Below are 4412 nucleotides of genomic sequence, written 5' to 3' on the forward strand. Positions count from 1 at the left end.
CGCACCGCGGCGGCGGCCACCGCGTCGAGGACCTTGGCCGCCTCCTTGGCCAGTACCTCGCCCGCCGGCGTCAGCGTGATCTGCCGCCCGGACCGGTCGAACAACGTGACCCCGAGCCGCCGTTCCAGCTTCTGGATCGCCCTCGACAGCGGCGGCTGCGCGATGCCCAGCCGCTCGGCCGCCCGCCCGAAGTGCAGCTCCTCCGCGACGGCGGCGAAGTAGGCCAGCTCGCGCGTCTCCATACCTTCAGGGTATTGGCCATGACCCACCCGGTGTTGGCCCCAGCGCGGCGAACGGTGGTGTGCTTCCCGACATGACGGAAACGAGGACCGCCCTGGTGACCGGGGCGAACAAGGGCATCGGGTACGAGGTCGCCGCCGGGCTCGCGCGCGAGGGTATGACGGTGCTGCTCGGCTCCCGCGACCGCGAGCGAGGCGCGGAGGCCGCGGCCCGGCTCCGCGCGGCGGGCGGCGACGTGCGACCCGTCGTGCTGGACGTCACGGACCCGGCCACGATCGAGGCGGCCGCCGCCGCGCTGACCCGCCTCGACGTGCTCGTCAACAACGCCGGAATCTCGGGCACCGCGTGGGTCCCGCCCAGCGCCACATCCCCACGGACGGTGTGGGAGGTGTTCGAGACGAACGTCATCGGCGTCCTCATGGTCACCAACGCCATGCTCCCCATGCTCAGACGCTCACCCGCGGCCCGCATCGTGAACGTCTCCAGCGGCGTCGGCTCCCTCGCCCACCACACCGACCCCGCCCACTACATGTCCGGCCTGCCGCCCATGGCCACCTACCCGGTGTCGAAGACCGCGCTCAACTCCCTGACCGTCCAGTACGCCAAGGAGCTCCGCAAGGACGGCATCCTGGTCAACGCCGCCGCCCCGGGCGCCTGCGCCACCGACTTCAGCAAGGACCTGCCGTACAAAATCACTCGCACTGCCGCGGACGGCGCCGCCATCATCATCAGGTTGGCCACCCTCGGCCCCGACGGGCCGACGGGCGGGTTCTACGACGATGAAGGAATTGTGCCTTGGTAGACATCATTGAGCTGAACCGGCGATCCGTGCAGGCCACCATCGACCTCCTTGACACCCTCAAGCTGGACGATTTGGACAGGCCGACGCCGTGCGCCGGATGGGCCGTGCGCGATCTGCTGGAACACCAGATCGCGCAGAACCACGGCTTCGCCTTCGCGGCCACGGGGCAGCGGTCAGACCTGGCCGGCTGGCGGCCCCGCCCACTGGGCGCTGACCCGGCGGCCGAGCACGCCGCCTCCGCCCGCGCCGTCCTGGCCGCCTTCGCGACCGGCGGCGTCCTGGACCGTCCGTTCTACCTGCCGGAGGTGCGCGACGGCGGGCCGTTCCCCGCGGAGCTGGCGATCGGCTTCCACTTCATCGACTGCGTGGTGCACGGCTGGGACTTCGCCAAGGCCCTGGGCGTCCCGCCCAACGTGGACGAGGACCTCGCAGCGGCCGCACTCCCACTGGCCCGGCAGGTCCCGGACACGCCGCAGTCGCGCGGCGAGGGCAAGGCATTCCTCCCCGGCCTGTCCGCCCCCGCCGACGCCCCGGCCCTGGACCAGGTCGTCGCCCTCCTGGGCCGCTCGCCCGACTGGACACCGTGACGCTGCATCGGTGTTCCGGGCCCATGTGAAGATCCAGCAGCTCCACGGCCTCCCCGCCTGGCGACCGATAGTTCGAGGCGGAGGGCGCGGTCCGCGGTTTCGCGAGTATGCGTGGGGCCAATGTTGCGTGCGCATATGACAAAGCCGCCCGGTCGGGAGTGCCGGGCGGCTGGAAAGTGCCCCGGGTGGGATTCGAACCCACACTGAATGGATTTTGAGGCCATCGACTCTGCCGATTGGTCTACCGGGGCGGCATTTGTCCGGTCTGTGATCTCGGAGTGTAACCCCCGAGCCGCACCGGCGTGGATCTAATCTACCGGACATCGGTACTCTTCTGCTCGTGAGTACGCAGCGGCGAGTAGTGATCGCGGAAGACGAGGCCCTGATCCGCCTCGACCTCAAGGAGATGCTCCAGGAGGACGGCTACGTCGTCGTGGGCGAGGCCGGGGACGGTGAGCAGGCGATCCGGCTGGCCGCCGAGCTGAAGCCCGACCTCGTCATCCTGGACGTGAAGATGCCCGTGCTCGACGGCATCTCGGCGGCGGAGCGGATCGTGGCCGAGCGGATCGCGCCGTGCCTGATCCTGACCGCGTTCTCCCAGCGTGACCTGGTCGAGCGGGCCAGGGACGCGGGGGCGATGGCCTATCTGGTGAAGCCGTTCACGAAGGCGGATCTGGTGCCGGCGATCGAGATGGCGGTCAGCAGGCACGAGGAGATGGTGGCGCTGGCCGCCGAGGTGTCGAGCCTGTCGGAGCGGCTGGAGACGAGAAAGCTGGTGGAGCGCGCCAAGGGGTTGCTGATGACGCAGCACGGCTGGAGCGAGCCTCAGGCGTTCAGGTGGATCCAGAAGGCGTCGATGGATCGGCGGTTGAGCATGCGTGAGGTTGCTCAGATCGTCATCGACGACGCGGCCGAGCGGGGCTGAGGGAGCCCTTCAGCAGGTCGCATGCCGGTCCTCCCCCTGCGGCGTGCCTGGTGCCGGGGTCGGCCCGTCTCCAAATACGACACCGAACTGGTGGACGTGAGCAAGGCCAAAGACCTGAAGCCCTCCATTGCGGCCTAGATCCCGAAATTTCGGCCTGAAGTCACCATCACTGACAGAAGTCCGTAACTCTAACGAAACATACCATTACGGGGAGTGTTTGGGACATTACGAATCCGCATAAAAGCGGCGTAAGAACTCCCCACCTCCTCCCCGAACAGGCATGCTGAGCTCGGAAAACCCAGCGAAGGTGATCGTTCCTTCGTTGAGATAGGGGGAGTCTCTTTTATGATCCGCATTGCTCCAACAGGGCGCGTACTGGCCGTCGCGGCCGCGGCGAGCCTGGCTTTGACCGCCTGTGGTGGAGGCGGTGGTGACACGGCCGCGAAGCAGTCCGACTCGGCGGCCCCGTCCGCGGCGGCCTCCTCGGCCCCCGCGGAGAAGGGCGACGGCACGCTGACCCTCGGCACGGTGCTGCCGCAGACCGGTTCGCTGGCGTTCCTCGGCCCGCCCGAGTTCGCCGGGGTGGACCAGGCCGTCAAGGAGATCAACGAGGCCGGGGGCGTGCTCGGCAAGCCGGTCACCAAGGTCCACACGGACTCGGGTGACACCACCACGAACATCGCCTCGCAGTCGGTGGACAAGCTGCTGGCGCAGAAGGCCGACGCCATCATCGGCGCCGCGTCGTCGTCGGTGTCGGAGTCGATCATTGACAAGATCACGGGTGCGGGCGTGGTGCAGTTCTCGCCGGCCAACACCTCCGACAAGTTCACCACGATCAACGACAACGGGCTGTACTTCCGCACGGCGCCGCCGGACAAGCTGCAGGGCCGGGTGCTCGGAGACCTGATCGCCGCCGACGGCAACGACACCATCGGCATCCTGGCCATGCAGGACTCGTACGGCTCCGGCCTGGCCGACCAGATCACCAAGACGGCAGAGGAAGCCGGCGCGAGCGTCGCGGAGCGCGTGGACTACGACCCGAAGGCGGCCGACTTCTCCGCCGACGTGGCCAAGATCAAGGCGAAGAACCCCAAGGCGATCGTGCTGATCGGCTTCGAGGAGGGCGCCAAGGTCGTGGCGGAGCTGGTCAAGCAGGGCCTGACGGCCGACAAGTACAAGTGGTACATGGTGGACGGCAACATGTCGAACACCAACTACCTGAAGATGCCCAAGGGCACGCTGAAGGGCGTCAAGGGCACCATCCCCGGCGCCGAGGCGCCCGAGGAGTTCAGGAAGAAGCTCCAGGAGCTCGACCCCAAGCTCTCGGACTTCACGTACGCCGCGGAGTCGTACGACGCGGCGAACCTGATCGCGCTGGCCGCCGAGGCGGCCAAGGACGACACCGGCAAGTCCATCGCCGCCAAGCTGCCCGAGGTGAGCAAGGGCGGCGAGAAGTGCAAGAGCTTCAAGGAGTGCGTGGACCTGCTGAAGGCCGGCAAGGACATCGACTACGACGGCATCAGCGGCCCGGTGGAGTTCGACGACGCGGGTGACCCGGCGGTGGCGACGATCGGCGTCTACCAGTACGGCGACGACAACAAGTACCCCGGCAAGGCGCTGGAGTACCGCACCGGCAAGATCGACGGCTGAGCCTCAGCCCAGGCCGCACGTCTTCAGCGCGTACGTGATGAGGCGATCCTGCAGCGGCTTGGGCGGCACCACGATGACGACGCGTTCCTGGCCCCCGTCGATGCTGGCCCGCACGGGGAACAGGAAGGCCTTCTTGGCCTCGGCGAACGCGTGCGGGTCGCAGCGGCCGGGGGTGAGCGTGATCGGCACCTCCAGCCGCTGCTGCCCG

General features: G+C 68.3%; 6 protein-coding genes and 1 tRNA gene. 4 read left to right on the plus strand and 3 right to left on the minus strand.

Annotated elements, in window-relative coordinates; translation table 11 throughout:
• Nucleotides 1-242, minus strand: a 242-nt coding sequence (locus AB0J09_RS57540) for a LysR family transcriptional regulator (RefSeq protein ID WP_360711408.1), incomplete at its 3' end; no start/stop codon positions are given.
• Between the two features lie 71 nt (nt 243-313).
• On the opposite strand from AB0J09_RS57540, the gene AB0J09_RS57545 reads away from it, so the two are divergent.
• Together AB0J09_RS57545 and AB0J09_RS57550 are read left to right on the plus strand one after the other, a co-directional pair.
• Nucleotides 314-1042 (plus strand): SDR family NAD(P)-dependent oxidoreductase, encoded by a 729-nt coding sequence (locus AB0J09_RS57545; RefSeq protein WP_360711411.1) that lies wholly within the window; start codon nt 314-316, stop codon nt 1040-1042.
• Nucleotides 1036-1629, plus strand: coding sequence for a TIGR03086 family metal-binding protein (locus tag AB0J09_RS57550; protein WP_360711414.1), 594 nt, complete (start codon nt 1036-1038; stop codon nt 1627-1629). Before AB0J09_RS57545 ends, AB0J09_RS57550 begins: the two co-directional genes overlap by 7 nt.
• A gap of 177 nt (nt 1630-1806) precedes the next feature.
• Here the strand turns inward: AB0J09_RS57550 and AB0J09_RS57555 are convergent.
• Nucleotides 1807-1880, minus strand: a tRNA-Leu gene (locus tag AB0J09_RS57555).
• An 89-nt stretch (nt 1881-1969) separates the two neighbouring features.
• On the opposite strand from AB0J09_RS57555, the gene AB0J09_RS57560 reads away from it, so the two are divergent.
• Nucleotides 1970-2554 carry a response regulator gene (locus AB0J09_RS57560; protein WP_360711417.1) on the plus strand — a complete coding sequence of 195 codons (585 nt, stop codon included), beginning with the start codon at nt 1970-1972 and terminating at the stop codon, nt 2552-2554.
• A gap of 345 nt (nt 2555-2899) precedes the next feature.
• Nucleotides 2900-4204, plus strand: a complete 1305-nt coding sequence (locus AB0J09_RS57565) for an ABC transporter substrate-binding protein (RefSeq protein ID WP_360711420.1) — start codon at nt 2900-2902, stop codon at nt 4202-4204.
• Between the two features lie 3 nt (nt 4205-4207).
• Here AB0J09_RS57565 and AB0J09_RS57570 read toward each other — a convergent pair.
• A partial coding sequence (locus tag AB0J09_RS57570) for a hypothetical protein (RefSeq protein ID WP_360711423.1) occupies nt 4208-4412 on the minus strand: 205 nt, incomplete at its 5' end.

The organism is Nonomuraea sp. NPDC049784, assembly GCF_040659615.1.
GTDB lineage: Bacteria > Actinomycetota > Actinomycetes > Streptosporangiales > Streptosporangiaceae > Nonomuraea.

Bases quoted from the DNA above. Each gene is read 5' to 3' on its own strand.
- AB0J09_RS57545 (WP_360711411.1), top strand. From the start codon at position 314: ATGACGGAAACGAGGACCGCCCTGGTGACCGGGGCGAACAAGGGCATC.
- AB0J09_RS57565 (WP_360711420.1), top strand. From the start codon at position 2,900: ATGATCCGCATTGCTCCAACAGGGCGCGTACTGGCCGTCGCGGCCGCG.